Source organism: Streptomyces sp. 1331.2 (assembly GCF_900199205.1).
Classification (GTDB): Bacteria; Actinomycetota; Actinomycetes; order Streptomycetales; family Streptomycetaceae; genus Kitasatospora.
Genome location: NZ_OBMJ01000001.1, coordinates 3,196,134 through 3,221,126, shown reverse-complemented (window position 1 = coordinate 3,221,126; position 24,993 = coordinate 3,196,134). Strand labels below are relative to the sequence as shown.

Sequence of the window (24,993 nt, the reverse complement as noted above, 5' to 3'; positions counted from 1 at the left end):
CTCAGGCCCGCCCCCGCCGACGACGCTTGAGCCGGAGGTAGACGAGGACGGTGGTGGCCGGCCAGACGGCCGCCACCAGGGCCTTCAGGGCCGTCGGGATCCACGGCCGCGAGGGCGCGGTCAGCTCGTCGGCGTTCATCAGCCAGCTGCCGCCCAGCAGCACCAGCACCGTCAGCCCGGCCGCCAGCAGGCCGGCCAGGAAGGCGGCGAAGGCCTCCACCTGCCCGGTCTCGCGCTCGGAATCCCCGTGTGTGTCCGCCATGTGTGGCACCCCCTCCGTGGCCACGCTACCCGTACTCGGGCCCGCACCCGGGCCGCTCGCGCCGGGCCGCTCACTCCAGGCCGCGGCGCTTCAGGACGAGCCAGGTGACCTCCAGGGCGATGCCGCAGACCACCGCGATGCAGACGCCCACCCAGGGGTCGCGGGTGCCGACCAGGGAGAGCTGGAAGAAGTCGGACAGCGCGGGCACCAGCAGGACCAGCGAGAACGCTCCGCCCATGGCGCCGATCAGCAGCAGCCGCCACCAGCTGTACGGGCGGGCGACGATGGCCAGGACCCAGATGGCGATCAGGAAGAGCGTCAGGGTGGCCACGCTGGTGTCGGCCTTGAGGTCGGTCGTGTGGTTGGCGCGGGCGAGCGCGTAGGCGACGAAGGTGCCCGTCCCGGCGATGGCGCCGCCGGGGATCGCCAGGCGCAGCACCCGCTTCACGAAGCCGGTGCGGGCCCGCTCGTTGTTGGGCGCGAGGGCCAGGAAGAAAGCCGGCACGCCGATGGTGAGCGAGGACAGCACGGTGGAGTGCCGGGGCAGGAACGGGTACGGGGAGTGGGTGAAGATCACCAGCAGCGCCAGGAGCACCGAGTAGACCGTCTTCACCAGGAACAGCGACGCGACCCGCTCGATGTTGCCGATCACCCGGCGGCCCTCGGCGACCACCGAGGGCAGGGTCGCGAAGGAGTCGTTCAGCAGCACGATCTGGGCGACCGCCTTGGTCGCGTCGGAGCCGGTGCCCATCGCCACGCCGATGTCGGCGTCCTTGAGCGCGAGCACGTCGTTGACGCCGTCGCCGGTCATCGCCACGGTGTGGCCGCGGGACTGCAGCGCCCCGACCAGTTGGCGCTTCTGCTGTGGGGTGACCCGGCCGAAGACGCTGGTCCGGTCGGCGGTCTCGGCCAGCTCCTCGGGGTCGGTGGGCAGGGTGCGGGCGTCCAGCGGCCGGTCGGCGCCGGGCAGGCCCAGGTGGGAGGCGACCGCGCCGACCGAGACCGCCGCGTCGCCGGAGATGACCTTGGCCCGGACCCGCTGCCCCTCGAAGTACCGCAGGGTGTCGGCGGCGTCGCCGCGCAGCCGCTGCTGCAGCACCACCAGCGCGAGCGGGGTGAGGCCGGCGGCCGGGTCGGGGGAGTCCAGCGGGTCGGGCGTACGGCCCAGCAGCAGCACCCGCAGGCCCTTGGCGCCCAGTTCGTCCACCTCGGCCAGCGCCGGGTGCCCGGCGGGTAGCAGCACGTCGGGGGCGCCGAGCAGCCAGCTGGCCTCGCCGCCCTGCGGCTCCAGCAGCTGCACGCCGCTCCACTTGCGGGCGGAGGAGAAGGGCATTGCCTCGATCACCCGCCAGCCGTTGCGGCCGCGCGCGTCGTCGCCGTCGCCGCGCCCGTACGCGTCGATGACCGCCTGCATGGACGGGTTGGGGCGGGCGTCGGCGCCGGCCATCACGGCGAGCGCGTGCTTGATGGTGTCCGGGTCGAGGACGGCGGGCTCCCCGTTCGAGAGCACCCGCAGGTCGATCACGTCCATGCCGCCCTCGGTGAGGGTGCCGGTCTTGTCCAGGCAGACGGTGTCCACCCGGGCCAGGCCCTCGATCGCCGGCAGCTCCTGGACCAGGCACTGCTTGCGGCCGAGCCGGATCACGCCGATCGCGAAGGCCACCGAGGTCAGCAGCACCAGGCCCTCGGGGACCATCGGGACGATGCCGGCCACCATGCGGCGCACGGCCTCGCGCCAGTCCCGGCCCTCGACGGCCAGCTGGCTGATGATCAGACCGATCGCGGTGGGGATCAGCAGGTAGGTGATGAACCGCAGGATGCTGTCGATGCCGCTGCGCAGCTCCGACTTCACCAGGGTGAACTTGCTGGCCTCCTCGGCGAGCTGCGCCGCGTAGGCCTCGCGGCCGACCCTGGTCGCGGTGAACGCGCCCGCGCCGGCCACCACGAAGCTGCCGGACATCACCTGGGCGCCGGGCTGCTTGAGGACCGGGTCGGGTTCGCCGGTGAGCAGCGACTCGTCGACCTCCAGGCCCTCCGCCTCGGTGACCTCGCCGTCCACGATCACCTTGTCGCCGATGCCGAGCAGCACGGTGTCGTCGAGGACGATCTCGGAGACGCCGATCTGCTGGACGGTGCCGTCCCGGCGGACCTGCGGGCGGGCCTCGCCGATCAGGGCCAGGCTGTCCAGGGTCTTCTTGGCGCGCAGCTCCTGGATGATGCCGATCGCCGTGTTGGCGACGATGACCAGGCCGAACAGGCCGTCCTGGATCGGTCCGACGACCAGGATGATCCCGAACATCACGCCGATGATCGCGTTGAAGCGGGTGAAGACGTTGGCCCGGACGATCTCCTTGGTGGAGCGGCTGGACCGTACCGGGACGTCGTTGACCTGCCCCTTCGTGACCCGCTCGGCCACCTCGGCGGTGGTCAGGCCGCCGCGCCGGCCGGGCAGCAGCCCGAGGGGGTGGGCTCCGTCCGGGTGCTCGCCGTCCGTCGGCCGCTCTTCCGCTGGCTGGGCAGGCTGCGTCATGGCACCGACTCTACGGGCGCCTTTTGTCCGATGCGTGCTACTAAAGGACTATTCAGTCCGACTGGGTGGCCGGGTCCTGACCGTTGCCCTCCGCCGCGCTCCCGGCCGTCCGGGCCGCCTCGGCGGCGCGGCTGCGAGCGATCGCGTCCCGGCGGGCGCGGCAGTACCAGAGGCCGATCAGACCGAGCAGGCCGCCGGAGAGGCAGATCCACGGCCAGGTGCCGTGGCCGTGCTCGGAGAGGGTGCCCTGGAAGGGGAGCAGGGCGAGGAAGGCGACGAACCACACCACCGTGCCGCCGCCGACGATGGCGACGTCGTTGGCCTCCAGCGGAGGGGGCGAGGGGTGCAGCGGCGTCTTGGGCATGGGGCCTAGCGTACGGGGCGGCGGGGGGGCCTGTCGGATTTTCCCGAGGCCTGCCGGACTTTGGCAGGCCTCGCCGGAGCTTTCCCGGCCCGGCCGCGGACTTTCCCGGGCCCTGCCTGGCTCTACGCGCGAAGATAGCGCGTGTGCGACCGGGAAACCATACTGAATGCTCTGAGCCCGGCCACCGTCGCCCCGGGCGTTCACCACCCTCTCCTCAGCTCCCCCACAGAGGACGCACGCATGCCTGTGGTCCAGCCGACCACCGAGTCGCCCGAACCCGCCGACGCCGCGCCCCAGCCCCCCACCGGCGCCGTCGACCGCTACTTCCGGATCAGCGAGCGCGGCTCCACGCTGCCGCGTGAGATCCGCGGCGGCATCGCCACCTTCTTCACCATGGCGTACATCCTGGTACTGAACCCGATCATCCTGGCCAGCGCCACGGACATGACCGGGGCCCACCTGGACAGCGCCCAGCTGGTCACCGCCACCGCTCTCACCGCCGGGCTCACCACCCTGCTGATGGGAGTCATCGGCAACGTCCCGATCGGCCTGGCCGCCGGACTCGGCGTCAACACCATCGTGGCGCTCCAGCTCGCCCCCAAGATGACCTGGCCGGACGCCATGGGCATGGTCGTCCTGGCCGGCTTCGCGATCATGCTGCTGGTCGCCACCGGGCTGCGCGAGCGGGTCATGAACGCCGTCCCGCTCGGACTGCGCAAGGCCATCGCGATCGGCATCGGCCTGTTCATCAGCCTGGTCGGCCTGGTCGACTCCGGCTTCGTCAGCCGCATCCCGGACGCCGCGCACACCACCGTCCCGCTGCAGCTCGGCGGCAACGGGCACCTGCTCGGCTTCCCCGTCCTGGTCTTCGTCGTCGGCCTGCTGCTCACCCTGATCCTGGTGATCCGCAAGGTACCCGGCGCGATCCTGATCAGCATCGCGGTCTCCACCGCGCTCGCCGTGGTGATCGACAAGCTGGTCGACATCCCGGCGCTCAAGTGGGGCCTGACCGTCCCGACCTGGCCGGGCAACCCGGTCGCCGCGCCGGACTTCGGACTGGTCGGCAAGGTCAGCCTGTTCGGCGGCTTCGAGAAGGTCGGCGTGCTGACCGGCTGCCTCTTCGTCTTCACCGTGCTGATGTCGTGCTTCTTCGACGCGATGGGCACCATCCTCGGCGTGGCCGACGAGGCCCACCTGCTGGACGAGAAGGGCGACCTGCCCGGCATCAACCGGATCCTGATGGTCGACGGCATCGCCACCGCGGCCGGCGGCGCCACCTCCTCCTCCGCCAACACCTGCTTCGTGGAGTCGACCGCGGGCGTCGGCGAGGGCGCCCGGACGGGCTTCGCCTCGATCGTCACCGGCCTGCTCTTCGTGGTGGCGCTCTTCCTGACCCCGCTCGCCACCATGGTCCCCGCCCAGGCCGCCACCCCGGCCCTGGTCACCGTCGGCTTCCTGATCCTGGCCAACTCGGTCAAGGAGATCGACTGGGCCGACTACACGATCGCGATCCCGGCCTTCCTGACCATCGTGATGATGCCGTTCACCTACAGCATCACCAACGGCATCGGCTTCGGCTTCATCGCCTTCTGCGTCCTGCGCCTGGCCGTCGGCCGCGGCCGCACCGTGCCGGTCCCGCTGTACGTGGTGGCCGGGGTGTTCGCCTTCTACTACCTGATGCCGGCCTTCGGCCTGCTCTGACCCGCACCCGGCCCGACCCGGCCCCGCACCCGTTTCGGGTGCGGGGCCGGGGTGGTTTTCGGGGGCGGGCCGGGGCGGTTTTCGGCCGGTCAGTGGACGCAGAACTCGTTGCCCTCGGGGTCCTGCATGACGGTCCAGGCGCCGCCGGGCTGGTCGACGTGGTGCAGGACGGTGGCGCCGAGGGCTTCGAGGCGGGTGACGGTCGCCGTGCGCTCGCCGGGGCCGGGGTGGACGTCGAGGTGCAGGCGGTTCTTGGCCTGCTTGGGCTCGGGGACGGCCTGGAAGAGGATGCGCCGGCCCAGGCCGGTGTCCGAGGCGGGGTCGAAGGGGTCCTCGGGGTGGCGGACGGCGGCGAGGGTGCGCCAGGCGGGGTGGCCGTCCACCTCGGTGGTGGCGTCCGGGCCGACGGCGCCGGCCGCGACCAGGCGGGCGACCAGCGGGCCGTGGTCCTCCAGCGTGTACTCCAGGGCGGCGGCCCAGAAGGCGGCCTGGCGGTGCGGGTCGGTGCAGTCGATGACGAGCTTCCAGTGCAGCGGCATGTAACCGTTTATATCGGTTACAAGATCGGCAAGGCAAGGGCGCGCCGCCGGGAAGGTGTCAAAAAGGCGCCTGTGTAGGCCAGTTGGCGGAGGGAATACTGGCTGGACGGAGAAGGGGGAGGGACTCGACCGATGGTGCAACAGGATCCGCCCGGGGGAGTCGAGGCGCAGCTGCTGCCGGAGCTGTTCCGGACGGCGGACAAGGCCTCGCTGGACGGCCAGCGCGAGACGCTGCGCTGGTACCGCGGACTGATCGCGATGCTGGTGATCGCCGCGCTGATCGGGTCGTTCCCCGGCCCGGAGCACGACGGCGACCCCGACGTCTGGCCGCTGTTCTCGGTGGCCGCCTTCCTGGTGGCCGGCTACTTCTGGTCCCGGCTGCGCCGCAGCAACCCGCAGGGGCGCTGGTACGAGGCCCGGGCGGCGGCCGAGTCGGTCAAGACGCTGGCCTGGAAGTACACCGTCCGGGCCCGGCCGTTCGACGGCGAGGCCGAGTCCGCGGACGTGGACCGCGGCTACCTGCTCCAGGTCGAGGACGTGCTGCGGGCCTTCGAGGACCCGGAGATCGTGCCGCCCGAGACCGTCGCCGAGATCACCCCGGAGATGCGGCGGCTGCGCGCCGAGGGCCTGACCGCCCGGCGCACCCTCTACCTGCGCACCCGGGTCGAGGGCCAGCGCACCTGGTACCGCTCCCGGGCCGAGGCCTGCGACTCGCAGGCGGTCTCCTGGGGGCTCGGCATCGCGGCGCTGATCATCATCGGCGCGGCGGCGGCCGTCGCCCAGGCCACCGGCGCGCTGCAGGTGCACGTCTTCGGGGTCAGCTCCGCCGCGGCGGCCTCGATCATCGCCTGGACGCAGCTCAAGCAGCTCCGTCCGCTGGCCACCGCCTACCAGCTGGCCGCGCGCGAGCTGGAGAACGTCGGCAACCAGCTCTCCGACCTGGACGTCCGGGCGCCCGACGCCGAGGCGCGCTGGGCCCGGCTGGCCGCGGAGGCGGAGGACGCCGTCTCCCGCGAGCACACCACCTGGCGGGCCCGCCGGGCGTTCCCCAAGTAGGTCGCCGAGCAGCCCGGCGCGGGTCGGGCGGGTGCCGGGAGGCCCGCGCGGTGCGCGTCGGTGTGTCCGGCGCCAGTCCAACTCGGGGAAGAGGCTGGGGAGATACCGCGAAGCGCGGACCACGCCGGCATCACAGGTGTGCGGGGTGCGTGAGGGTAGAGCGCCGAGGTACGGACCGTAATCGTTACGTGTCCATGCCCTGGTTTCATCGCCTCCGCGCGACCCCTGTACCGCCGGAGGCCCCCCTTGCGCATTCTCCTGATCGCCAGTGCGTTCAACAGCCTGACCCAGCGCGTCCACACCGAGCTGCGCGAGCGCGGCCACCAGGTCGCCGTCCAACTCGCCCTCGGCGACGAACAGATGAGGGCGGCGGTGGAACGCACCGACCCCGAACTGATCGTCTGCCCGATGCTCACCAAGGCCGTGCCGCGGGACATCTGGTCCACCCGTACCGTCCTGATCGTGCACCCGGGCCCCAAGGGCGACCGCGGCCCCTCCTCGCTCGACTGGGCGATCACCGAGGGGGCGGAGCGCTGGGGCGTGACCGTGCTGCAGGCCGTCGAGGAGATGGACGCCGGCGACATCTGGGCGTCCGTCGAGTTCCCCGTCCCCGACTGCGGCAAGAGCGAGCTGTACCGCGGCGAGGTCGCCGACGCCGCCGTGGAGGCCGTCCTGCTGGCCGTCCAGCGCTTCGAGGGCGGACTGTTCACCCCCGAGCCGCTGGACTACGACCGACCCGACGTGCACGGCGAACTGCGGCCCTTCCTGCGCCAGGAGGTCCGGCGGATCGACTGGGAGCAGGACGACACCGCCACCGTGCTGCGCAAGCTGCGCGCCGCCGACTCCCAGCCCGGCGTGCTGGACGAGCTGTACGGGCGGGAGTTCTTCCTGCACGGCGGCCACCCCGAGGACCGGCTGCGCGGCCCGGTGCCCGGCGCCGTGCTGGCCACCCGGGACGGCGCGATCTGCCGGGCCACCGTGGACGGCGCGGTGTGGATCCCGCAGCTGCGCCCGCGCCGCATCCCCGGCGGGCCCGCCACCTTCAAGCTGCCGGCGGCGACGGTCCTCGCCGAGGAGCTGTACCGGGTCCGCGAGGTGCCGGTGACCGCGGAGGCGGCCGCCCGCCGTGACACCTGGTCGGAGCTGCGCTACCGCGAGGAGGGCGACGTCGGCTACCTCGAATTCGCCCACGCGGGCGGGGCGGTGAGCACCGAGCAGTGCCGTCGGCTGCTCGCCGCCTACCGCGAGGCGGCCGACCGGCCGACCTCGGTGCTGGTGCTCGGAGCGCCCCGGGACTTCTACTCCAACGGGATCCAGCTCAACGTCATCGAGGGCGCGGCCTTCCCGGCGCTGGAGTCCTGGGAGAACATCAACGCGATGGACGACTTCGTCGAGGCCGTCCTGACCACCACGGACAAGGTCACCGTCGCCGCCCTGGCCGGGAACGCGGCGGCCGGCGGGCTGATGGCGGCGCTCGCCGCCGACGAGGTGTGGTGCCGCGACTCGGCGGTGCTCAACCCGCACTACCGCCTGATGGGCCTGTACGGCTCCGAGTACTGGACGTACACCCTGCCGCGCCGGGTCGGCGCGGAGCAGGCCGAGCGGCTCACCACCGAGGCGCTGCCGATCGGCGCCGAACACGCCCGCCGGATCGGCCTGGTGGACCGTACGGCCGGCGGCGACGCGGCGGAGTTCCGTCGCTGGGTGGCCCGCGAGGCGGCCCGGATCGCCGCCTCGCCGGAGCTCACCGGGCGGCTGGTGGACAAGAAGCGGAGCCGGGCCGCCGACGAGGAGGAGAAGCCGCTGGCCGCCTACCGGGAGGCGGAACTGCGGCGGATGCACGCCAACTTCTACCGGGCGGACGAGCCGTACCACGCGCTGCGGCGGGACTTCGTGCACAAGGTCTGCCCGGTGGCCACGCCGGAGCACCTGACCGGGCTGCTGGGGCGGCCCGAGTGACGGAACGGGGGCGGGGACGGTCGTTCCGTCCCCGCCCCCGCTTGCACCCGTGCTCCCCCGCCCGGGTGCTCCCGTGTTCCCCCGCTCCGATGCTCAGCGCCGGGCGCCGGCCTCGTCCAGCCGCGGCCGCCGCTGCGCCTGTCCCTGCCGCCGCTGCCGCTGCTCCGGGACGCGGGGCGCCCGCGGGGGCAGCGGGGCGGCCGGACCGGCCAGCAGGGGCTGCGAGTCGGGGCGGCTCGGGGAGACGGCGAAGGCCAGCGAGCCGAAGAAGACGTAGCAGCCGAGCCCGACCCCGAGCGGGAAGATGAACTGCAGCGCCATCACACCGCCCGCGGTGGAGTGCGAGAGGTCGAGCCGGACGGAGAGCGCCGCCATGCCCGTGTAGTGCATCGCGCAGACCGCCACGCCCATCACCGGCGCCGCCGCCAGCACGGCGAGCGTGCCGCGGATGTTCAGCGCGGCCCAGAGCGCGGCCGTCGCCGCGAACACGGCGATGCCGACCGAGAGGGCCACCGTGACGTGGTCGTAGCCGAGGTGCCCGGGCAGGACCATCGCGGCCATGCCCAGGTAGTGCATCGCGGCGACCCCGAGGCCGGTGGTCAGCCCGCCGGCCAGCAGCGCCAGGACGGGCCGCCGGCGCCAGTACCCGACGGTGAAGAGCCCGACGCCGACCACGGCGACGGCGACCAGCAGGCTGAGCACGGTCAGCCCGGGCTGGTAGCTGATCTCGACGCCGGTCACCGAGAAGCCGAGCATCGCGATGAAGTGCATGGACCAGATCCCGGCGCCGAGCGAGGTCGACGCGAAGAGCAGCCAGACGGCCCGGGTGCGGCCCGTGGAGATGAGCGCCCAGCGGGCGCTGCGCAGGGCCACGAAGGAGCCGAGGCAGGCGACGAAGTACGAGACCGCCGGTGTCACCCAGCCGTGGTCGGCATGGTGGATCGCACCCAATGGAACTCCCTGGACGGGGGGTTGAGGGCGCCAGGGCTGGGACGGACGCGGTCGGCCGAGAGCGGCCGGGGAAGGGCGTGCGGCAACGGGCACGGAACGGGGGCCCGGTCCGCCGAGGGGAGCCTGGCGTGTGGTGCCCCTGACAACGGGGGAGAGTAGCCACAACCCGGCGCTCGCACAATGTTCGTGGTTTTGGTGAACTCCCAGGTCAGGGAGGGCCTTTACGGGGTCTGCATGATCTTGGCACCAAGCCCTGACATCGCCTGCGCATGCCCCACCGGTCCCTTTGTGCCTTACTCCAACGGAGCCAGCCCGAACGGGTGGCCGGCCGGGTCGATCAGCACCCTGAGCGTGCGGCCGTGCTGGTAGGCGGGCTCGGTCGCGCCGAGCGCGAGCGCCTTCGCGGTGGACTCCTCCAGGTCGTCCACGTAGAAGTCCAGGTGGAAGTGCTTGCTGCCGTCCGGCTGCGTCCACGGCTCCGGCCGGTACCCGTTCACCCGCCCGAAGCCCAGCGGGCTGCCGCCCTCCGGGTTGTCGAGGATCGCGAAGTTCTCGTCCGTGTGCCGGGTCTCCCACCCCAGCAGCTCGCCGTAGAACGCGGCCAGCGCGACCGGGTCGGCGCAGTCGATGGTGACCATGGCGAGCCGGGCGAAGCCGGTGTCGCCCTGTGCGTCCCGGTCGGCCGATGCGGACGGCGTGGCCTGCGAGGACGGCGCGGACTGCTCGGAGGCGAGGTCGGACATGGCTGGTCGGCCCTTCTGGGAGTCGAGACCTGAGGCCGGGAGTCGAGACCTGAGTCCCATGACCAATATGGCACCGGGTCGATGCTCCGGCGCGGCGGGATCCCATTTTCCTTAGCGAGAGTAATGACGTAGGCTAAAGAGATGCCCGAGATGTCCGAGCAGGACCTCGCAGCGATCAGTCAGCTGCGGTCGTCCACGATGCGCCTCTCCCGACGACTCAAACACCAGCGGGTGGAGGAGTCGCTCAGTCCCACCGAGATGGGAGTGCTGGGCACCCTCGCCCGGTGCGGGAAGGCGACGCCGGGTGAGCTCGCCCGGAAGGAGCACGTGCAGCCTCCTTCGATGACCAGGATCGTCGCGATGCTGGAGGAGAAGGGGCTGGTGCGGCGCGAGCCGCATCCCGAGGACCGCCGACAGGTGGTCGTCAGCAGCACCGAGCAGGCCGAGACGATCCTCGCGGAGAGTCGTCGACGCCGGAACGTCTGGCTCGCCGAGCTCGCCCAAGGGCTCGACGAGGAGGAATGGGCCGTCCTCCGGGAGGCCGCGCCCGTGCTCTACAAGCTCGCACACCTGTAGCTCGCACACCTGCAGCTCGTACACCTCAGGGGCACACCGAACCCGGCCGGCCGCCGGGAGGAGAAGGAGCCAGCATCACCGCAGGACCGACCACCGACACCAGGAGCGCGACGGCCACCGCCATGGCCGTCGCGCCACGAGGGGAGACCACCGTGACACCGCCGGCCGCAGCCAGCGCCGCCGCCATCCGTACCGACGATCCGACCACCGACCCCGCCGCGGCGAGCACCGCGGCCGCCGACGCCCAGGCACCCGCCCCCACGGGGCTGCCCGGCAGCGGCGACGACGACCCCGACGAACGCACCGCGGCGGACTCCGCCGCTCAGGGCCGAAGCAACGCGTCCCGCCCGTCGCCCGCCACCACCCGTCTGGCGACGATCCCCCAGCCTCCGGCCGGGGGGACCCCCATCGCTCGGCCCCTCCCATCTCCCACAGGCGCCCGTTTCACCAGGCCCGGGGGGATGTTCTCCTCCCTGCGCGTTCGCAACTACCGCTACTACTTCGCCGGCCAGGTGGTGTCCAACACCGGCACCTGGATGCAGCGGATCGCCCAGGACTGGCTGGTGCTGAGCCTCACCGGCAGCCCGCTCGCGGTCGGCATCACCACCGCCATGCAGTTCCTGCCGATGCTGCTGCTCGGTCTCTTCGGCGGCGTGCTCGCCGACCGGATGCCCAAGCGCCGGTTGCTGATTTACACCCAGGGCGCGATGGGCCTGCTCGCCGCGGGCCTGGCCGTGCTGACCATCGGCGACGTGGTGACGCCGTACTACGTGTACGCCTTCGCGCTGCTGCTCGGTCTGGTCACCGTGGTGGACAACCCGACCCGGCAGGCCTTCGTCTCCGAGATGGTCGGGCCCAAGGACCTCGCCAACGCGGTCAGCCTGAACGCCGCCAACTTCCAGACCGCCCGGCTGGTCGGCCCCGCCGTCGCCGGCCTGCTGATCGCCGCGGTCGGCAGCGGCTGGGCCTTCGCCGTCAACGCGCTGTCCTTCGCCGCCGTGATCGGCGGCCTGCTGGCGATGCGGGAGAGCGAGCTGCGCCCGACCGAGCCGATCGCCCGTGAGAAGGGCCAGCTGCGGGAGGGCCTGCGCTACGTCAGGGAACGGCCCGAACTGCTCTGGCCGATGGTGCTGGCCGGGTTCATCGGGACCTTCGGGTTCAACTTCCCGACGCTGCTCTCCGGCTTCGCGTACGACACCTTCAAGGTCGGCGCCGGCCAGTACGGCCTGCTGAACACCGCGATGGCGGTCGGCTCGCTGGCCGGTGCGCTGCTCGCCGCCCGCCGGGGCGCGCCGAGGCTGCGCCGGCTGGTCGGCGCGGCGCTGGCCTTCGGCGCGCTGGAGGTGGTCGCGGCGTTCGCGCCCGACTACTGGACCTTCGCGCTGCTGCTGATGCTGATCGGGGTGTTCGGGCTGACCTTCAACACCTCGGTCAACTCCATGCTGCAGCTGGCCACCGACCCCGAGATGCGCGGCCGGGTGATGGGCCTGCTGGTGCTGGTCTTCACCGGCGGCACGCCGATCGGCGCCCCGATCGTCGGCTGGGTGACCGCCTCGTACGGGCCCCGGCTCGGCCTGCTGGCCTGCGGGCTGGTGTCCGCGCTGGCGGCCGGAGCGGTCGGCCTGGTGCTGGCCCGCAGCGCTGACCTGCGGGTGCGCTTCGACCTGCACCCGGGCCGCGGCGGCAGGGTGGTGGCCTTCGTGCCGCGGACGCGTACGGCCGTCAAGTCCGAACTGGCGCCTGCCTGCTGATGGCTCGTCGGGTTTCCCCGGAGGTCGACGGGACCTCCGGGGAACCCGGAACGGGGCTCAGAGCCGGATCGCGAGGACCTGGCCGGGCCAGACGCCGTTCGGCTGCTCGACCTCGAAGCTCTCGGTCTCGGTGAAGCCCAGCGCCCGGTACTGCGCGACCAGCTCGCGGTCGCCGCCGGCGTAGCAGTCCACCCGCAGCAGGCCAATGCCGCGGCGGCGGGTCTCCTCGACGGCGTCGGCGATCAGCGCGGCGCCGATGCCCGCGCCCTTGCGGGTGCGGTCGGTGACCAGGAGGCGGACGAACAGCTCGGGCTCGTCCACCGCCGGGATGTACTTCCCGCGCTGCTCGGACAGCACGCAGGCGCCGACCGTACGGCCCTCGTCGTCCACGGCGAGGCGGACCAGGAACGGCTCGCGGCCGTACCCTTCGATCTGCTCGACCCGGGCGGGCGTGGTGCTGAACGGCTGGTCGCCCCACTGGCCGGTGCGGCCCCGGCCGACCAGCCAGGCCACGGCGCCGTCGAGCAGGGCGAGGATGTCGGGGACGGACTCGGGGCCTCCGGTGCGGATCCGCAGGGTGCCGGACGGGGTGCCGGACGGGGTGCCGGGCGGCGTGCTGGACGAGGCCTTGGAATCGATCATGGACCTTGTTCTATCCCGATCCGGGTCGTGCGGGAAGAGCGGAAAATGGGGCCATGAGGCTTTTCGTCGCGGTGATTCCTCCGGTCGTGGCGTTGCAGGGGCTCTCCGACGCGGTCGCGCCGGTGCGCAGGCTGCCCGGGGCGGACCGGCTGCGCTGGACCACCGTCGAGGGCTGGCACCTGACCCTGGCCTTCCTCGGCGAGGTGCCCGCCGAGCGGCTGCCGGACCTGGAGGCGGGCCTGGCCGACGTCGCCGAGGTCCACCCGGTGCACCGGCTGCGGATCGCGGGTGCCGGGCGGTTCGGCGACCGGGTGCTCTGGGCCGGCGTCGAGGGCCAGTCCTGGGCGCTGCGCCGGCTGGCCGAGGCCGTCACCGAGGCCACCGCCGAGGTGACCGCGGAGACCGCCGACACCTTCGCCTTCCACGCGCACCTCACGCTGGCCCGGGCCGGCTCCTCGCGCGGCCACCGACGGGCCGTCCAGCGGGTCGCCGCGGCCGAGTTGGAGGGCCTGGCAGCGGCGCTGGCGGACTACCGGGGGCCGGAGTGGGACGCCGCCGAGCTGCACCTGATGAGGAGCGACCCGGGCGGCGGGCACCCGCACTACGCGTCGGTGCGCTCCTGGGCGCTCGCGGACTGGAGCTGACACGCGGAGCCCGGGGAGCGGGTGCTCGCCGCTCCCCGGGCGGGGCCGGGCGGGTCAGTTGGTGTAGTAACCCTGGACGTCGGCCACCAGGTCCACGGTGCCGTGCGGGTTGTACAGCTCGATGAAGCCGTCGGCGCTGACCGGGACGATGGTCATGGCGGCGGTGTCCTGCCGGGCGGCGTAGTTGAGGTTGGACGTCCCCGGGACGGGGTCGCCGGCCTTGAGGGCGGTGATGTGGCCGTCCTGGTCGGCGTTGGTACCGGTCAGGTTGATCACCACGGCGGCGACGCCCTCGGGCACGCCGTTGAGGCCGGTGACCTTCACCCGGGTGGTGGAGCCGGGGCCGGGCTTGGCCTGCGGGGCGCCGAGGCCCTTGCGGGTGTCGAGCACCCGGGTCGGGTTGGCCGGGACGAACAGGCCGTGGGTGCCGGCGTCGCCGCTGAGGCCGTGGTTCTGGAACTGGCCGATGTAGTCGATCACCACGTGCGTCGCACCGGAGTTGGTGTAGAGCGCGAGGCCGTCCCGCCCGGCGTAGACGTAGGAGAGGTTGGTGACCGTCTGCCCGGCGTCGAAGTTGACGTCGGAGGTCCTCCACGGGGCCTGGAGCGCCGGGTACATGGTGAGGTGGGCCGGCTGGGTCGGCTCGGTGACGGTGGCCTGGACGACCAGGTCGCCGCCGCCGGGCGCGACGGAGGAGACGTCCATCTGGAAGACGCCGTCCTCGCCGCCGGTGAGCTTGCCCGGGTGGCCGCCGACCTCGGTGCGGGTGTCCAGCAGGCGGGCGGGGGTGCCCAGGGTGAAGGTCGCGCCCGGGTAGCCGTTGGCGCCCTTGGCGGTGTAGAAGCCCTGGAGGTCGACGACCAGGTGCACGTTGCCGACGTGGTTGTAGAGGTCGACGAAGCCGTCGGTGCCGACCTGGACGGTCACGCGGTTGGTGGTGACCTGGTGCGCCGGGGAGACGTTCAGGTTGGACACCGTCGGGAGGGCGCCGCCGTCGGGGTAGGCGGTGACGAAGCTCTCGTCGGTCGCGCCGACGGCCGTGACGTTCATGACGACGGCGGTGGGCGTGGCGCCGCTGGTGAGCCCGAGGATCTTCCGGATGTCGAGCTTGACGACGCCGTCGGGGCCGACCTTGCCGCTCGGGGCGCCGTTGCCGACGCGGGTGTCCAGGATGCGGTAGTTCGACACCGGGAACCAGGTGCTGTCGACGCCGACCTGGGGGCCTTCGGCGGCAGAGGCGGTGGCGGCCGAGGGCAGGACGGTGCCCGCGGCGAGGACGAGGGCCGCCAGGGCGGCCGCACGGGATGCGCGCATGAGAGTTTCCCCCTGATTTTGTGAAGATCACATGATGGTGATGGGGGTCATGGTAGCGGTGGCCCTCGGAGCGCCGGTCAACGGGATAACTACCGTGCGGCCGTTGCTGGTTCGGGTGCGGACGAGGCGCTCGCCGCCGTCCCCGTCCGCCGCTGCGGGGCGGCCTCGCCGACCGGCCGGGGGTGAGCCGCAGGTACGCTCGTTGACTGTGGATCCCAAGACTCGAATGCGCATCGTCTCCGGCACCCTGGTGCTGCTGCTGGTCGTCGTGCTGATCAGCTCATTGGCCGGCCGGTAGCCCGTGAACGGCCGGTACGCCCTGAACGGCCGGTAGCCCCTGAACGGCGGGAGGGCCACCACCCGGCGGGTGGTGGCCCTCACACATGCCTCGGAGAGTGCTCAGAGCTGCTCGACCACGTAGTCGATGCAGTGGGTGAGCGCCTCGACGTCCGCCGGGTCGATCGCCGGGAACATCGCGATCCGCAGCTGGTTGCGGCCCAGCTTGCGGTACGGCTCGGTGTCCACGATGCCGTTGGCACGCAGTGCCTTGGCGACGGCCGCGGCGTCCACCGACTCGTCGAAGTCGATGGTGCCGACCACCTGGGAGCGCTCCGCCGGGTTCGCCACGAAGGGGGTGGCGAAGGCGGACTTCTCGGCCCAGGAGTACAGCCGGGACGAGGAGTCGGCCGTACGGGCGACCGCCCAGTCCAGCCCGCCGTTGCCGTTCAGCCACTCCAGCTGGTCGGCCAGCAGGAAGAGGGTGGCGATCGACGGGGTGTTGTACGTCTGGTCCTTCGACGAGTTGTCGATGGCCGTCGGCAGCGAGAAGAACGGCGGGATGTAGCGGCCGGAGCCGGCGATCTCGGCGGCGCGCTCCAGGGCGGCCGGGGAGAACGTGGCCAGCCAGAGGCCGCCCTCGGAGGCGAAGGACTTCTGCGGGGCGAAGTAGTAGACGTCCGTCTCGGTGATGTCCACCGGCAGGCCGCCGGCGCCCGAGGTGGCGTCCACCAGGACCAGCGAGCCCTCGTCCGCGCCGGCCGGGCGACGGATCGGCATCGCGACGCCGGTCGAGGTCTCGTTGTGGGTCAGCCCGTAGACGTCCACACCGGCCTCGGCGACCGGCAGCGGGTGGGTGCCCGGGGCGGTCTTGATCACGCTCGGCTCGGCCAGCCACGGGGCGGCCTTGACCGAGGAGGCGAACTTCGAGGAGAACTCGCCGAAGTCCAGGTGCTGGGACTTCTCCCGCACCAGGCCGAAGGCGGCGATGTCCCAGAAGGCGGTGGAGCCGCCGTTGCCGAGGACGACTTCGTAGCCCTCCGGCAGCGAGAACAGGCTGCTCACGCCCTCGCGCACGCGCTTGACCACGTTCTTGACCGGGGCCTGGCGGTGCGAGGTGCCGAGCAGGGAGGTCTGGGTGGCGGCGAGGGCCCTCAGGGCCTCGGGGCGCACCTTGGACGGTCCGCAGCCGAAACGGCCGTCTGCGGGCTTGATGTCAGCGGGGATCTGGATCTGAGCCACCCGCGCAGCCTACCGGCGCAGGGCTGCGCCGGGGTACGGTCGTCCGCCCGCTGAGACTGTGATCTTCATTGCCGGTTCGCATGGCGATCCCCCTTGCCGGAACGCCGACAGCGGGCCCGGCTCGGAGCCGGACCCGCTGGTCAGGGGCGGTGTGGCGGACGACCGTCCGGGGTCGGTCAGCGGGCGATGGCGTCCCAGCCCTCGATCTCCTCGGGGCGGCGCGGGCCGGGGCCGATGTAGCGCGCGGCGGGGCGCACGAGCCGGCCCGTGCGCTTCTGCTCCAGGATGTGCGCCGACCAGCCGGCGGTACGGGCGCAGGTGAACATCGAGGTGAACATGTGGGCCGGGACCTCGGCGAAGTCCAGCATGATGGCGGCCCAGAACTCGACGTTGGTGGCCAGCACGCGGTCGGGGCGGCGGTTGTGCAGCTCCTCCAGCGCGGCCTTCTCCAGCGCCTCGGCGACCTCGAAGCGCGGCGCGCCGAGCTCCTTGGCGGTGCGGCGCAGCACGCGGGCGCGCGGGTCCTCGGCGCGGTAGACGCGGTGGCCGAAGCCCATCAGGCGCTCGCCCTTGTCCAGGGCGTTCTTGACCCAGGCCGTCGCGTCGCCGGTGCGCTCGATCTCCTCGATCATGCCGAGCACGCGGGAGGGGGCGCCGCCGTGCAGCGGGCCGGACATCGCGCCGACCGCGCCGGACAGGGCGGCCGCGACGTCGGCGCCGGTGGAGGCGATGACGCGGGCGGTGAAGGTGGAGGCGTTCATGCCGTGCTCGGCGGCCGAGGTCCAGTAGGCGTCGATGGCCTTGACGTGCTTCGGGTCCGGCTCGCCCCGCCAGCGGATCATGAAGCGCTCGACGACCGTCTCGGCCTTGTCGATCTCGCTCTGCGGGACCATCGGCAGGCCCTGGCCGCGGGCGGACTGGGCGACGTAGGACAGCGCCATCACGGCGGCGCGCGCGAGGTCGTCGCGGGCCTGCTCGGCGGAGATGTCCAGCAGCGGCTTGAGGCCCCAGACCGGGGCGAGCATGGCGAGCGCGGACTGCACGTCGACGCGGATGTCGCCGGAGTGCACCGGGATCGGGAACGGCTCGGCGGCCGGCAGGCCCGGGTTGAACTTGCCGTCCACCAGCAGGCCCCAGACGTGGCCGAAGGAGACGTTGCCGACCAGGTCGTCGATGTCGACACCGCGGTACCGCAGGGCGCCGCCTTCACGGTCGGGCTCGGCGATCTCGCTCTCGAACGCGACGACTCCCTCAAGCCCGGGTACGAAATCGGACATGCGACGGCTCCTTCAGTTCTTTGATCGGCGCTCCGCCGTGGTGGGGCGGCGCGCCAGTGACCGAATCGTGGTTGGCACTCGGTGCCAGGGTGACAGGCACGGGGTGCATTGCGCCATACACCGCCGTGGTGATGTTTGCCGTGGGCCCGCTTGATTTTTCCGTCGAGGGTCGGTCGTGCCCGGGAAAATCCACGGAACCGAACACCCGGTTCCGGACGATTCCCCGTACGACGGGCGGCCAAGCGGTGGCGAGTCACCTTATCTCCCACCGGGGTTTGTCCGGAGGTAGCCGGGGTTTGTCCGGAGGTAGCGGTGCCGGTTGCTTGTCGTACGGGATGATGTTGGCGTGCAGACCCCGGAACGCGCCCAGTCGACACCCCCGAGCCCCGCCACCCGGGCCCTGGCCGAGGAGGCCCGCCCCGGCCCGGACCTCACCGTGATGCGCAAGCACTACACCCACGAGGGCCTGGTCGAGGAGCAGCTCGCGCCCGAGCCCGTCGGCCAGTTCGCCCGCTGGTTCCACGAGGCGGACGACGCCGGGGTGGTGGAACCCAACGCGATGGTGCTCTCCACCGCCGACGCCGAGGGGCGGCCCAGCTCGCGCACCGTCCTGCTCAAGGGCTTCGACGCGCGCGGCTTCGTCTTCTTCACCAACTACGGCTCCCGCAAGGGCGCCGAGCTCGCCGCCAACCCGCACGCCGCCCTGCTGTTCCCGTGGATCGCCCTGGCCCGCCAGGTCATCGTCCAGGGCCGGGTGGAGAAGGTCGGCCGCGACGAGACCGCCGCGTACTTCCGCACCCGCCCGCACGGCTCCCAGCTCGGCGCCTGGGCCAGCGAACAGTCCAGCCCCGTCGACGGGCGCGAGGTCCTCGAACAGCGCTACGCCGAACTGGAACGCCGCTACCCGGAGGGCGAGGGCGTCCCCGTCCCGCCGTTCTGGGGCGGCTACCGGGTGATCCCGGAGAGCGTCGAGTTCTGGCAGGGGCGCGAGAACCGGCTCCACGACCGCCTCCGCTACCTCGCCGACCCGGCGAGCCCGACGGGGTGGCGGGTGGAGCGGCTCTGCCCGTGACCGGGGGGTGGCGTCGGTGGTACCGGTGGGGTTGGGGAGGCCGCCGGGGGCCGTGGGCCGACCGGGTCGACCCGGTCGCGGCGTCCACGCCGAACTGATGGGCCGTCATGCCTCGGGTGTAGGATGCCCGTCGCGGACCTGGGTCGATGCACTTGACGGCCAGCAACGCGCTGTGCCGGCACGATCGAGTGAGGGACTGATGGGCGTCACCGGTGCGGAAACCGCCACTGGACTCGGCTCTGACCTGGTCGACGTCGCCGCCCTGCCGCTCGACGAACTCGACGCCCTGCCCGACACCGTTCTCGGCGACCTGCTGCGCCGGGTGGTCGCGGACGCCCTGACCCCCGGCGCGGAGCCGCTCGCGGCCTTCCAGTCGTCGCTCGACCGGTAGCGCTTCCGCGCGCCTGCGCCGCCGCGCTCCTGCGCTTCCGCACCTCTTCAGTGCTCCCGCGCTCCCACTGGGGCGCTCCCGGGCGCCGGAGCGCCCCCGGTCGCGGGCGTGCGCCCACCACCGGCTAAACCTCCCGAGGCGACCGAAACCGCCAACTCGCCTTCCCTGTCGGTGGAGTTCACGACGCGCCGGGGTATGACACCATCGCGTCGCGGTACCGTCGGGCACGGGGGGAACAGGTGATGGATCAGGAACACCAACGTCCGTACTTCTTCTTCAGCTACGCGCGTCGTGACTACGAGGCCGAGGACGCCTTCGTCAACCAGTTCTTCAACGACCTGCGGGACGAACTCGGCCGGCTCGTCGGGACGGGCGTGCGCGTCGAGGAGCTCGCCTACCGCGACACCGAGCAGCTGCGGCTCGGCGACGACTGGGCCGAGAAGCTGGCGGCGATGCTGGCCCGCAGCCGGACGATGGTCGCGCTCTACTCCCCGGCCTACTTCGCCAGCCTGTACTGCGGCAAGGAGTGGACCGCCTTCCGCGGCCGGGTCCGGCGCCACCACGAGGACACCGGGGAGCTCATCTCGGCACTGGTCCCGGTGCTCTGGGAGCCCGTCGTGCCCGGCGAACTGGCCGACGAGGTCAGCAAGATCCAGTGGGCCCAGCCGGACATGGGCGAGGCCTACGCCCGGTACGGCCTGCGTGCCCTGCTGCGCACCGCGCAGGGCGAGGCGTACGAACAGGTCGTCCGGGTCGTCGCCGAGCGCGTCCGGGACGCGGCCGCGCGGCGGCTCGGCGAGCTGCCCGAGTTCGACCTCGGTGCGGTGCGCGGCTACTTCCCGCCCCCGGCGGCCCCGGAGGCCGTCTCCGCACCCGGGATGGTGCGGCTGTTCATCGCAGCAGGACGCGCCTCGGAGGCCGCCGCCGAGGGCGGCTCGCAGACCGGCGGCTGGTACGGCGCCAAGCCCTGGCACTGGGCGCCCTACCACCCGCCCATCCAGCCGTCGTTGGCGGCGCGCGCCCAGCAGGTGATCACCGCGGCCGGGCACACCACCACGCTGGAGGAGGTCGACAGCGGGCTCGGCGGCAAGCTCGACCAGGCCCGCGAGGACAGCCAGGTCAGCGTCCTGCTGGTGGACCCGTGGGTGGCCGGGGCCGAGCGCTACAGCTCCGCGCTGCGCGAGTACGACGACCAGAACCACCCGGTCACCGGCGTGATGGTGCCCAGCGGCAGCGCCGACCCGCCCGACGGACCGGGGCGCGACGCGCTGTGGGCCGGCGTGCGCGATGTGTTCCGGCGCAACTGGCTGCGCCGGAGCGACATGGAGCACTTGTTCCGGGTCAAAGTGAGCCGGGAGAGCTTCGACAACGAACTCACCATCATGGTGACGGTCGCCCAGAACAAGCTCATGGACGACAACCTGGATTGGGGGGACGATGGCGGCGACGCCTTCGGACTCGGCCCCGGGGGAGCCCCGGCCATGCCCGGGCTGTCCATCCCGGCCGGCCCGCCGGGACCCCGCCAGGGCCCGCCCGCGCGCCTCGATCCGGGCCGGGGCCGTACGCACCTCCCGCACCAGAGTCGTGGCAAGGACAACGCTGTCCCGCTGAGGGGAGACACGGACGATGACCACTGAACCCGGCACGGAGCCGGAGCGCGGGGGACCGGGCTCGGTCGTCACGTTCTACTCCTTCAAGGGCGGCACCGGCCGGACCATGGCCCTCGCCAACGTCGGCTGGATCCTCGCCAGTCGGGGCCTGCGCGTCCTGGTCGTCGACTGGGACCTCGAAGCCCCGGGCCTCCACCGCTACTACCACCCGCTCCTGGTCGACCCCGAACTCCACTCCACCGAGGGCCTGATCGACCTGCTGCGCTCCTACGTCAAACAGGCACTGCCCTCCGCCACCGGGCCGGTCGGTCTCTCCCCGGCGGCCTGGCTGGACGAACCCGGACGTCTCGACGGCTACGTCTGCGGCCTCGCCCTCGACCTGCCGCCCGGCGGCCGGCTCGACTTCCTGCCCGCCGGCCGCCAGAACGCCGCCTACGCCGCCGCCGTCACCAGCTTCAACTGGCGCAGCTTCTACCACGGACGGGACATCCGCGGCGGCGAGTTCCTGCGCGAGCTGCGCGAACGCTGGGCCGACCGGTACGACTACGTGCTCATCGACAGCCGTACCGGCGTCAGCGACACCTCGGGGATCTGCACCGTCCTGATGCCCGACACCGTCGTCGACTGCTTCACCTTCAGCGCCCAGAACATCCGTGGCGGCGTCGACGCCGCCCGCGCCATCGCCGAGGCCGAGGAGCGGGCGATCCGCGTCCTGCCGGTGCCGATGCGGGTCGAGGACGCCGAACAGGAACGCCTGGAAGCCGGCCGGGACTACGCCCGCGAGGCCTTCGCCCCCTACCTCGGCCGCTGGCTGGCCGGCGACCGCAGGGCCGGCTACTGGGCCGACGTCGAGGTGCCGTACAAGCCGTTCTACGCGTACGAGGAGGTGCCGGCCACCGTCGCAGACCGGCCGCAGGAGGCCCGCAGCCTGCTCAATGCCTTCGAACGGCTCGCCGGGTGGATCACCGACGGCCGGGTCCGCACTCTGCGCCCGCTCACCGCGGACACCCGCCGCCGGCTCTACGGCGCCTACCTGCGCTCGGCCCGCGCGGTGCCGCGCCAGGTGTTCGTCAGCTACGCGCCGGAGGACCGGATGTGGGCCGAGTGGGCCGCGGGGACGCTCACCCGCTTCGGCTACCAGACCTCCCTGCACAACGCGGCCGAGCCGTACGCCGGTCCGCGGCCGGTGGAGGTCGCCGGGCCGCTCGACGGTCAGGGCCGGCTGCTCGCGCTGCTCTCGCCCGAGTACACCGCACTGCCCCGCGCCGCCGAGGTCTGGCAGCTCCTGCAGGGCCGCGAACTCAGCTCCGGCTCACCGGCGTTGGTCGCCCTGCGGCTCCAGGACTCGGACGAGCCCGTGCCCCGCCCGTTCGCCGGACAGGCCGCCCCCGACCTGGTCCGCTCCTCCGCGGTCGGTGCCGAGGCCCAGCTCTACGGCGAACTCGGCCCGCCGCCCGGCAGCAACCGCCAACTCGACAACGACAGCGGCGAGTTCGCCGCACCCGCGCGCTTCCCCGGAACGGCCCCGCAGGTCCAGGAGGCGCCCTCGCGCAACGCCGCCTTCATCGGCCGTGGCAAGCTGCTCGAACTGCTCCGCAACCGCTTCACCGGCGGCCCCGCCGCTGTGCTCAGCCAGGTGCTCTACGGCTTCGGCGGCGCCGGCAAGTCCCAGATCGCCGCCGAGTACGCGCACCGATTCAAGGCCGCGTACGACGTGGTCTGGTGGGTGCCCGCCGAGGAGCCCGCCAACATCCCGCAGAAGCTCGCCGAACTCGCCCCCCGGCTCGGCGTGCCCACCAGCGACGACGTCGCGCACACCGCCGCCGCCGTGCTCGACGCACTGCGCCGCGGCCAGCCGTACCGCCGCTGGCTGCTGGTCTTCGACAACGCCGGCACCCCCGAGGAACTCGCCCCCTGGCAGCCGGCCGGTTCCTCCGGCGGGCACGTGCTGATCACCTCCCGCAACCAGGGCTGGGCCCGGCACGCCGGCCTGGTGGAAGTCGACGTCTTCCTCCGGGAGGAGAGCATCCGGCTGCTGCGCCGCTTCAACAGCGGCCTCTCGCCGGAGGACGCCGAACAGGTCGCCCACCGCCTCGGCGACCTGCCGCTCGCCGTCGGCCAGGCCGCCGTCTGGCTCCAGGAGACGTCGATGCCGATCGCCACCTACCTCGAACTGCTCGACGAAGAGCTCACCGAGATGCTGGAACGCACCCGGCTGCGCACCGCCGACTACCCGCACTCGGCCGCCGCGACCTGGCGCATCTCGGTCGAGGAACTGCGCCGGATGAACGCCCCGGCCGCGCAGATCCTGGAGATCTGCGCCTTCTTCGGCCCCGACGCCATCCCGATGCGGCTGCTCTACAGCCGCGCCGTCACCCGCGCCCTGCGGCTGCCTCCGCGCGCCCCCCGTGACAAACTTGCGATCGGCGAATTCCTGCGCGCCATCAACCGGTTCGGGCTCGCCCGCACCGACCAGGGCAGCGAGACCATCACCGTGCACCGGCTGGTCCAGGCCGTGCTGCGGGACCAGGTCGAGGAGGAACGGCGGGCCGAGCTGCGCGGTGTCGTCCACGCCGCCCTCGCCACTGCCAACCCCGGCGACCCGGACGTGCCCGCCAACTGGGCCGAGTACGCCGAACTCCTGCCCCACCTCTGGCCGTCCGGGGCCGTCGACAGCGCCGACGAGGACGTCCGCCAGTGGATCATCGACTCGGTCCGTTACCAGTGGAAGCGCAGCCTGCACGAATCCGGCCGGGAACTGGCCGAGCGGACCCTGGAGCACTGGCGCCAGGACGGCTACGGCGGGCCCGGCTTCGACGCCGACAACGACGCCCAGACGCTCATGCTGCGCACCCAGCTGAGCAACATCCGCCGCTCCCAGGGCGCCCTCCAGGAGGCGTACGAGATGGACCGGGACATCCTGGAGCGCTTCACCGCGACCTTGGGCCCCGAGCACTCGCACACCCTCGCCGTCGCCAACAGCCTCGGCGCCGACCTGCGCTTCCTCGGCCGCTACGACGAGGCCCGGGCGCTCGACCGCCGCACCCTGGACGCGGCCCGGCGCACCCTCGGCCCGGACCACCCGCGCACCCTGATGATCACCAACAACCTGGCCGTCTCCGACTACCTGGCCGGCGACCGCAGGGCCGCCCTGGAACGGCACCGCAGCAACTACCTCCAGCAGCGCGACGCGCTCGGCGCGCACAGCCTCTACGCGCTGTCATCCGCCTCCAACTACGCCCGCGACCTGCGCGAGACCGGGCGGCTGCGGGAGGCCCTGGACCTGCTGGAGGACACCGTCCGGATCTATCAGCAGACCATCGGCGACAGCCACACCGACACCCTGCGCGCCCGCAAGAACCTCGCCGTGGCGCTGCGCCGGGCCGGCCGCTACCACGAGGCCCTGGAGATCGACGAGGACATCTACCAGCGCTACCTCGACATCATCGGCCCCGAACACCCCGACACCCTGGCCGCCGCCACCAACCTGGCCAGCGACCTCAGCGCCCTGGGCGACACCGGCCGGGCCATCCCGCTGGCCGAACGGGCGTTGGCGCGGTACCGCGACTACCTGGGCGAGAACCACCCGGTGACGCTGGCCGGGGCCAACAACCTGTCCGTCTACCTGCGGCTGGCGGGGCGCACCACGGAGGCGCTGGAGCTGTCCGGGCGCACGCTGTCGCAGTTCCGGACCGTCCTCGGCGCCCACCACCTGTACATCCCGATCGCGATGATGAACCACGCCAACGACCTCGCGCTGTCCGGGCAGACACAGGCCGCGCTCGACCTGGAGGAGGAGGCCGCGCCGCTGATGACCGAGGCCCTCGGCCCGGACCACTACGACTCCATCGGCATCAACTCCAACCTCTCGCTCTCGCTGGCCACCGCCGGACAGGCCGAACGGGCCGCCGAGCTGCGGGCGGACTGCATCCGGCGGGCGCGGGTCACCCTGGGGGAGGAACACCCGACAACGAAGGCGGTGCGGGCGGGAACGCGGCTGGACTCGGACGTGGAGCCGCCGCACGTGTGAGGGCGGGTGACGGCGGCTCAGGAAGCGCCTCGGCTCGGAGCGGCGATGGGCCGGGGGCGGCGG

General features: G+C 72.6%; 20 protein-coding genes. 10 read left to right on the top strand and 10 right to left on the bottom strand.

Going from position 1 to position 24,993, the window contains the following annotated elements:
• Position 1 precedes the first annotated feature (1 nt).
• From CRP52_RS13560 to CRP52_RS13550, 3 genes are all read right to left on the bottom strand, one after another.
• A complete protein-coding gene (locus tag CRP52_RS13560) occupies positions 2 to 262 on the bottom strand; it encodes a hypothetical protein (RefSeq protein WP_097236638.1) in 261 nt (86 codons plus the stop codon).
• 70 nt (positions 263 to 332) lie between these two features.
• Positions 333 to 2,792 carry an HAD-IC family P-type ATPase gene (locus CRP52_RS13555; RefSeq protein WP_097236637.1) on the bottom strand — a complete coding sequence of 820 codons (2,460 nt, stop codon included), beginning with the start codon at positions 2,790 to 2,792 and terminating at the stop codon, positions 333 to 335.
• A gap of 52 nt (positions 2,793 to 2,844) precedes the next feature.
• Positions 2,845 to 3,156: a DUF2530 domain-containing protein gene (locus tag CRP52_RS13550; RefSeq protein WP_097236636.1), complete on the bottom strand. Its 312-nt coding sequence runs from the start codon at positions 3,154 to 3,156 to the stop codon at positions 2,845 to 2,847.
• 240 nt (positions 3,157 to 3,396) lie between these two features.
• On the opposite strand from CRP52_RS13550, the gene CRP52_RS13545 reads away from it, so the two are divergent.
• A complete protein-coding gene (locus tag CRP52_RS13545; RefSeq protein WP_097236635.1) occupies positions 3,397 to 4,857 on the top strand; it encodes an NCS2 family permease in 1,461 nt (486 codons plus the stop codon).
• 89 nt (positions 4,858 to 4,946) lie between these two features.
• Here CRP52_RS13545 and CRP52_RS13540 read toward each other — a convergent pair whose 3' ends face one another.
• Complete coding sequence (locus CRP52_RS13540; protein ID WP_097236634.1) at positions 4,947 to 5,396, bottom strand: VOC family protein; 450 nt, start codon at positions 5,394 to 5,396, stop codon at positions 4,947 to 4,949.
• A 132-nt stretch (positions 5,397 to 5,528) separates the two neighbouring features.
• Between CRP52_RS13540 and CRP52_RS13535 the strand changes: the two genes are divergently transcribed.
• Both CRP52_RS13535 and CRP52_RS13530 read left to right on the top strand, forming a co-directional pair.
• Entirely contained in the window at positions 5,529 to 6,452 is a 924-nt protein-coding gene (locus tag CRP52_RS13535) for a DUF4231 domain-containing protein (RefSeq protein ID WP_097236633.1), read from the top strand.
• Positions 6,453 to 6,698: 246 nt separating this feature from the next.
• Positions 6,699 to 8,411: a hydrogenase maturation protein gene (locus tag CRP52_RS13530; protein ID WP_097236632.1), complete on the top strand. Its 1,713-nt coding sequence runs from the start codon at positions 6,699 to 6,701 to the stop codon at positions 8,409 to 8,411.
• 93 nt (positions 8,412 to 8,504) lie between these two features.
• Here the strand turns inward: CRP52_RS13530 and CRP52_RS13525 are convergent, their stop codons facing one another.
• Both CRP52_RS13525 and CRP52_RS13520 read right to left on the bottom strand, forming a co-directional pair.
• On the bottom strand, positions 8,505 to 9,362 hold the full coding sequence (locus tag CRP52_RS13525) for an MHYT domain-containing protein (protein ID WP_097236631.1): 858 nt from the start codon (positions 9,360 to 9,362) through the stop codon (positions 8,505 to 8,507).
• A 293-nt stretch (positions 9,363 to 9,655) separates the two neighbouring features.
• Entirely contained in the window at positions 9,656 to 10,105 is a 450-nt protein-coding gene (locus CRP52_RS13520; protein ID WP_179852788.1) for a VOC family protein, read from the bottom strand.
• 141 nt (positions 10,106 to 10,246) lie between these two features.
• On the opposite strand from CRP52_RS13520, the gene CRP52_RS13515 reads away from it, so the two are divergent.
• Both CRP52_RS13515 and CRP52_RS13510 read left to right on the top strand, forming a co-directional pair.
• Positions 10,247 to 10,681, top strand: coding sequence for a MarR family winged helix-turn-helix transcriptional regulator (locus CRP52_RS13515; protein WP_030235202.1), 435 nt, complete (start codon positions 10,247 to 10,249; stop codon positions 10,679 to 10,681).
• A 122-nt stretch (positions 10,682 to 10,803) separates the two neighbouring features.
• Positions 10,804 to 12,432 carry an MFS transporter gene (locus tag CRP52_RS13510; RefSeq protein WP_373560487.1) on the top strand — a complete coding sequence of 543 codons (1,629 nt, stop codon included), beginning with the start codon at positions 10,804 to 10,806 and terminating at the stop codon, positions 12,430 to 12,432.
• A 57-nt stretch (positions 12,433 to 12,489) separates the two neighbouring features.
• On the opposite strand, the gene CRP52_RS13505 is transcribed toward CRP52_RS13510, so the two are convergent.
• Complete coding sequence (locus CRP52_RS13505) at positions 12,490 to 13,074, bottom strand: GNAT family N-acetyltransferase (protein WP_179852787.1); 585 nt, start codon at positions 13,072 to 13,074, stop codon at positions 12,490 to 12,492.
• A gap of 53 nt (positions 13,075 to 13,127) precedes the next feature.
• Between CRP52_RS13505 and thpR the strand changes: the two genes are divergently transcribed.
• Complete coding sequence (thpR, locus tag CRP52_RS13500) at positions 13,128 to 13,718, top strand: RNA 2',3'-cyclic phosphodiesterase (RefSeq protein WP_097236630.1); 591 nt, start codon at positions 13,128 to 13,130, stop codon at positions 13,716 to 13,718.
• Between the two features lie 54 nt (positions 13,719 to 13,772).
• Here the strand turns inward: thpR and CRP52_RS13495 are convergent, their stop codons facing one another.
• The 3 genes from CRP52_RS13495 to CRP52_RS13485 all read right to left on the bottom strand — a co-directional run bounded on the left by CRP52_RS13495 (position 13,773) and on the right by CRP52_RS13485 (position 17,827).
• Entirely contained in the window at positions 13,773 to 15,032 is a 1,260-nt protein-coding gene (locus tag CRP52_RS13495; protein ID WP_097236629.1) for a hypothetical protein, read from the bottom strand.
• 399 nt (positions 15,033 to 15,431) lie between these two features.
• The gene (gene serC / locus CRP52_RS13490; RefSeq protein WP_097236628.1) at positions 15,432 to 16,550 is read right to left on the bottom strand and encodes a phosphoserine transaminase; all 1,119 of its coding nucleotides are present in this window, start codon (positions 16,548 to 16,550) and stop codon (positions 15,432 to 15,434) included.
• Between the two features lie 176 nt (positions 16,551 to 16,726).
• A complete protein-coding gene (locus tag CRP52_RS13485) occupies positions 16,727 to 17,827 on the bottom strand; it encodes a citrate synthase 2 (RefSeq protein ID WP_097236627.1) in 1,101 nt (366 codons plus the stop codon).
• A 439-nt stretch (positions 17,828 to 18,266) separates the two neighbouring features.
• Here CRP52_RS13485 and pdxH point away from each other — a divergent pair, with 439 nt between their 5' ends.
• The 4 genes from pdxH (at position 18,267) to fxsT (ending at position 24,930) form a co-directional block, all read left to right on the top strand.
• Positions 18,267 to 18,899, top strand: a complete 633-nt coding sequence (gene pdxH / locus CRP52_RS13480) for a pyridoxamine 5'-phosphate oxidase (RefSeq protein ID WP_097240057.1) — start codon at positions 18,267 to 18,269, stop codon at positions 18,897 to 18,899.
• Between the two features lie 199 nt (positions 18,900 to 19,098).
• Positions 19,099 to 19,290, top strand: a complete 192-nt coding sequence (fxsA, locus tag CRP52_RS13475) for an FxSxx-COOH cyclophane-containing RiPP peptide (RefSeq protein WP_030057125.1) — start codon at positions 19,099 to 19,101, stop codon at positions 19,288 to 19,290.
• Positions 19,291 to 19,532: 242 nt separating this feature from the next.
• On the top strand, positions 19,533 to 20,927 hold the full coding sequence (locus CRP52_RS13470) for a TIR-like protein FxsC (RefSeq protein WP_097236625.1): 1,395 nt from the start codon (positions 19,533 to 19,535) through the stop codon (positions 20,925 to 20,927).
• A complete protein-coding gene (fxsT, locus tag CRP52_RS13465; protein WP_097236624.1) occupies positions 20,917 to 24,930 on the top strand; it encodes an FxSxx-COOH system tetratricopeptide repeat protein in 4,014 nt (1,337 codons plus the stop codon). The genes CRP52_RS13470 and fxsT overlap by 11 nt, the downstream gene beginning before the upstream one ends.
• The last annotated feature ends 63 nt before the right edge of the window (positions 24,931 to 24,993 follow it).

Excerpts from the sequence above, each read along its gene's own strand:
- CRP52_RS13515 (WP_030235202.1), top strand. The coding sequence starts at position 10,247 with ATGCCCGAGATGTCCGAGCAGGACCTCGCAGCGATCAGTCAGCTGCGG.
- pdxH (WP_097240057.1), top strand. The coding sequence starts at position 18,267 with ATGCGCAAGCACTACACCCACGAGGGCCTGGTCGAGGAGCAGCTCGCG.
- thpR (WP_097236630.1), top strand. The coding sequence starts at position 13,128 with ATGAGGCTTTTCGTCGCGGTGATTCCTCCGGTCGTGGCGTTGCAGGGG.
- fxsT (WP_097236624.1), top strand. The coding sequence starts at position 20,917 with ATGACCACTGAACCCGGCACGGAGCCGGAGCGCGGGGGACCGGGCTCG.
- CRP52_RS13560 (WP_097236638.1), bottom strand. The coding sequence starts at position 262 with ATGGCGGACACACACGGGGATTCCGAGCGCGAGACCGGGCAGGTGGAG.
- CRP52_RS13550 (WP_097236636.1), bottom strand. The coding sequence starts at position 3,156 with ATGCCCAAGACGCCGCTGCACCCCTCGCCCCCTCCGCTGGAGGCCAAC.
- CRP52_RS13505 (WP_179852787.1), bottom strand. The coding sequence starts at position 13,074 with ATGATCGATTCCAAGGCCTCGTCCAGCACGCCGCCCGGCACCCCGTCC.
- CRP52_RS13535 (WP_097236633.1), top strand. The coding sequence starts at position 5,529 with ATGGTGCAACAGGATCCGCCCGGGGGAGTCGAGGCGCAGCTGCTGCCG.
- CRP52_RS13545 (WP_097236635.1), top strand. The coding sequence starts at position 3,397 with ATGCCTGTGGTCCAGCCGACCACCGAGTCGCCCGAACCCGCCGACGCC.
- CRP52_RS13485 (WP_097236627.1), bottom strand. The coding sequence starts at position 17,827 with ATGTCCGATTTCGTACCCGGGCTTGAGGGAGTCGTCGCGTTCGAGAGC.
- CRP52_RS13540 (WP_097236634.1), bottom strand. The coding sequence starts at position 5,396 with ATGCCGCTGCACTGGAAGCTCGTCATCGACTGCACCGACCCGCACCGC.
- CRP52_RS13470 (WP_097236625.1), top strand. The coding sequence starts at position 19,533 with ATGGATCAGGAACACCAACGTCCGTACTTCTTCTTCAGCTACGCGCGT.
- CRP52_RS13495 (WP_097236629.1), bottom strand. The coding sequence starts at position 15,032 with ATGCGCGCATCCCGTGCGGCCGCCCTGGCGGCCCTCGTCCTCGCCGCG.
- CRP52_RS13510 (WP_373560487.1), top strand. The coding sequence starts at position 10,804 with ATGGCCGTCGCGCCACGAGGGGAGACCACCGTGACACCGCCGGCCGCA.
- CRP52_RS13555 (WP_097236637.1), bottom strand. The coding sequence starts at position 2,792 with ATGACGCAGCCTGCCCAGCCAGCGGAAGAGCGGCCGACGGACGGCGAG.
- CRP52_RS13520 (WP_179852788.1), bottom strand. The coding sequence starts at position 10,105 with ATGTCCGACCTCGCCTCCGAGCAGTCCGCGCCGTCCTCGCAGGCCACG.
- fxsA (WP_030057125.1), top strand. The coding sequence starts at position 19,099 with ATGGGCGTCACCGGTGCGGAAACCGCCACTGGACTCGGCTCTGACCTG.